We start from the raw sequence: 3,822 nt of genomic DNA, 5'->3' as shown, positions 1-3,822 counted from the left end.
GCTATAGATCTTGAGGCATATATCATTTCAGCCATAAATTTAGGGGCAGACGACTATCTAACAAAACCTTTTTCTTTGGGAATATTAGAGGCAAAGATAAAAAGAGCTTTTGAAAAAATAGTGCCTAGTGATTTAAATCTTTATAAGAAAGATGGTCTAGACTTTAATTTCAATAAAAATACTTTTTATGTAGATAATAAAAACATAGATCTCACAAGGACAGAGACAAAAATTTTATACTACCTGATAAAAAACAAGTTTCAAGTTATTACTAAGGAATTACTTTTTGATTTTGTTTGGGGAATAGATGATGAATTTATCGACCAGAATACTCTTAGTGTCAACATTTCTAGAATAAGAAATAAATTAAAACCCTATGACCCAATAGAAACAGTCTTTGGAGTTGGATATAAATGGAATTTTTAATAGGTCTTTTAGCTCTTATAATTGGAATTATTTTATACAAATATATTGTCTTGAGAAATGAAATGCGTGAACTTTCGGCTTATATTGACCAGGCTTTGGATGGAAATTTAGAAATTACAGAATTTGATGAAAAGGAACTATCTAAAATAAAATCAAAACTCATTAAATTCTTATATGCCAGCCAAGTAAAAGAAGCGAAAATAAATACAGAAAAAAGTAAAACAAAAGATTTAATAGCGGATATATCACACCAAACCAAGACACCCATTACCAACCTTTCTTTATACATCAGTCTTTTAGAAGATGATCCGAAAGATGAGTATCTTGAAATTATAAAGTATGAGCTTAATAAACTAGAATTTTTAATTCAAAACCTAGTAAAATCATCTAGGCTCGAATCCGATATTATTTCCTTACAAAAACATCAAGCAAATTTAAAAGACATAGTAGAAGATGTTTTGAGAGAATTTAAAGTAATATTATATGAAAAAGACATAAGCATAAATTTAAAAGACGAAGACTTAATTTTCAATTTGGACGAAAGATGGCTTAAAGAAGCCATTCATAATCTAGTAGATAATGCGATAAAATACTCGCCAAATGGTTCTACTATTAATATTTCAGTTTATAAATCCTACCTAAACTATAATTTAGACATAGAAAATGAGTGCAAAGATTTATCAGAAGAAACTTTGCCAAAGATATTTGAAAGATTTTATAGAGGAAAAAATTCAGTTTCAAAGGACGGTTTGGGTTTAGGTCTTTTTATAGCCAGAGAAATTATAGAAAAGCATGGCGGAAATATAAGAGCGTCTTTGGATAATAACAGAATAAAATTTTCAGTAGACTTCCCTTTGTGAGAAGTCTTTTTTCTTACAAAACTGTAAGAAGTCTTGTAAGTACTTTGTAAGATATGAATGTTATATTAAATGTAAAGAGGTGATAGATATGTTAAAAGTAGAAAATTTAAAAAGATATTATAAAACAAATGATGTGGAAGTAAGAGCTCTTGATGGAGTATCTTTCGATGTGGAAAAAGGAGAATTTATTTCTATAATTGGAGCGTCAGGATCCGGTAAATCAACCCTATTACATTTATTAGGAGGACTTGATTATCCTACAAGCGGAAAAGTTTTAATTGATGATACCGACATTTATGCATTGAAAGATGATGAGAGGACTATTTTTAGAAGAAGAAATATTGGTTTTGTCTTTCAAGCATATAATCTCTTGCCCATGCTAAATGTATATGAGAATATAATTATTCCCTTTGGTCTTGATGGGGACAAAGTAGATAAGAAATATGTTGATTCCGTAATAGACATTCTAGAAATAAGTGATCAAAAATATAAAATGCCAAACGAATTATCAGGTGGACAGCAACAAAGAGTTGCCATAGCAAGAGCCTTGGTTACCAAACCATCTTTAATTCTAGCTGACGAACCTACAGGAAATTTAGATTCAAAATCATCTTCCCAAGTTGTTTACTTACTAAAAAAGATTAATAAAGAGCTTGGAAATACTATTCTTATGATTACTCACGATGATGCCGTCGCTCAAGCAGCAGAAAAAACTCTAAGGATAGAAGATGGAAGGCTGGTGAAAAATAATGAAAGTCAAAAATAAAGCTTATATAAGGAGGCTTGCAAAAAACATTTTAAATGCAAATAAAAGTAGGAGAAATATTCTCTTATTAGCAATTGCTTTGACTTCTATACTATTTACAAGTCTGTTTTCCGTAGCCTTAGGTTTAGGAAAAAGCATGGAAACCCAAACGATGAAAACTGTTGGAACAATAAGCCATGGTTCTTTTAAAGATATTTCCGACGAAGATATAGAAATATTAACCCAGGATAAGGATATAAAGGATTTTTCAGTAAGAGAAAAAGTTGGAATTCTTGATGATGAGAAAGTTATGGCAGAACTATCCTATATGGACAAAAAAGGATTTGAATGGTCTTTAATAGAAAAAGTTAAGGGGAAGTTTCCAGAAAAAGAAAACGACGTATTTATAGATTTAGCAACTGCAAAAAAGTTAGGTTATAAAGGAGAAATTGGTGAAGAGATAGAAATTCCATACAGTATTGAAAAACCTTACACAGGAGAGATTATCGAAAAGAAAAGTGATAAATTTATTATATCTGGAACTTTTCAAAATCCTATTGACTCTAATGTCGGTGTAGGTCAAATCTATTTATCAAAAGCTTATGTAGATAAATTATCGATTCCAAAAAATAATAAAGATTTGGAAGTAATGCTAAAGAATTCCTTTATGATAAGGGATAAACTTTTAAAAATTGCAGAGAGAAATGGTTATAAAGTGGTAGATGACCCTGGAAATCTATCCGACAAAGAAATAAGAATTGGTGTTAACTTTGCATATCTTTTATCTGGTGATTCTAGTTTTGATTTTAAAACATTTCTACCCTTCTTAGCTTTTTTGATTTTAGTAATTGTAGCGGGATACTTAATAATAAATAATATTTTTAAGATATCCGTAAATGAAGATATTAAACTTCTAGGACTTTTAAAAACAATTGGAATGACAAAGCCACAAATCAAAAGGCTTATTCATCTTGAGTCTTTAGCAGTCGCACTTCCTTCAATAATAATTGGAGATATAGTTGGAATTTCTATCGGAAAAATCATTTTAAACAAAATATTTGCAAGTAATGAGATGTTAACGGATGTAAAATTATCACTAACGGTAATGGTCTTAATTATCTTATTTTCGATAGCCTTCACTTTGCTTACAGTATTTCTATCAGTGATGAGACCAGCTAGGTTCGCAGCAAAAGTTTCTCCAATAGATGCCAGCAGATACAATGAAATCCAAATAAAAAATAAGTATAAAAGCGAGGATATTTCTCTAGGTAAACTTGCTAGAAGACAAGTATTTTCCAATAAATTTAGATTTATATCCATAGTTCTATCTATTAGTCTATCTGCTGTTATTTTAAATAGCGTTTTAACCTATACCGGCAATATTGATTTGGAAAAAGGAATATCTGATGTAATTGCAACAGACTATAATATAGCAAGCCCAAAATATTTTAGATATATGTATTTAGGTAGTGAAGAAGAAATTGACAGAAAATTTATTGATGAGATAGAAAACTATAAGGGCTTTAAAAGTGGGGGAGCTTTATACTACTATGGTTATGAATACGATTATCCAGATATAAAAATAGAAGATAATAAAGTTGCTCCAATATTATTAGGAATAGATGACTATTTAATAAATAAACAAAAATTCATAGATGGAGAGTTTGATAAAGAAAAATGGCAAACTGGAAATTATGTTATTATAGGCGAAAAAATAAAAAATAATTCTGACTATAAAGCTGGCGATAAAATAAAGATTAATGTCAAAAATAAAGTCAAAGAAGTCCAAGT

4 protein-coding genes are annotated in these 3,822 nt (G+C 29.5%); all 4 read left to right on the top strand.

Annotation, left to right across the window (positions count from 1 at the left end; all coding sequences use genetic code 11):
- Positions 1-426 (top strand): response regulator transcription factor (locus tag CS898_RS09745; protein WP_143614627.1); only part of this gene is annotated, 426 nt, incomplete at its 5' end.
- Positions 414-1,286: a sensor histidine kinase gene (locus CS898_RS09740; protein WP_099208957.1), complete on the top strand. Its 873-nt coding sequence runs from the start codon at positions 414-416 to the stop codon at positions 1,284-1,286. The genes CS898_RS09745 and CS898_RS09740, both read left to right, overlap by 13 nt.
- Before the next feature lie 88 nt (positions 1,287-1,374).
- Positions 1,375-2,052: an ABC transporter ATP-binding protein gene (locus CS898_RS09735; protein WP_099208956.1), complete on the top strand. Its 678-nt coding sequence runs from the start codon at positions 1,375-1,377 to the stop codon at positions 2,050-2,052.
- Positions 2,036-3,822 (top strand): ABC transporter permease (locus CS898_RS09730; RefSeq protein WP_099208955.1); only part of this gene is annotated, 1,787 nt, incomplete at its 3' end. The genes CS898_RS09735 and CS898_RS09730, both read left to right, overlap by 17 nt.

This window comes from Urinicoccus timonensis (assembly GCF_900232945.1).
GTDB classification, from domain to species: Bacteria; Bacillota; Clostridia; order Tissierellales; family Peptoniphilaceae; genus Urinicoccus; species Urinicoccus timonensis.
This window is presented reverse-complemented; position numbering and strand designations above follow the sequence as displayed.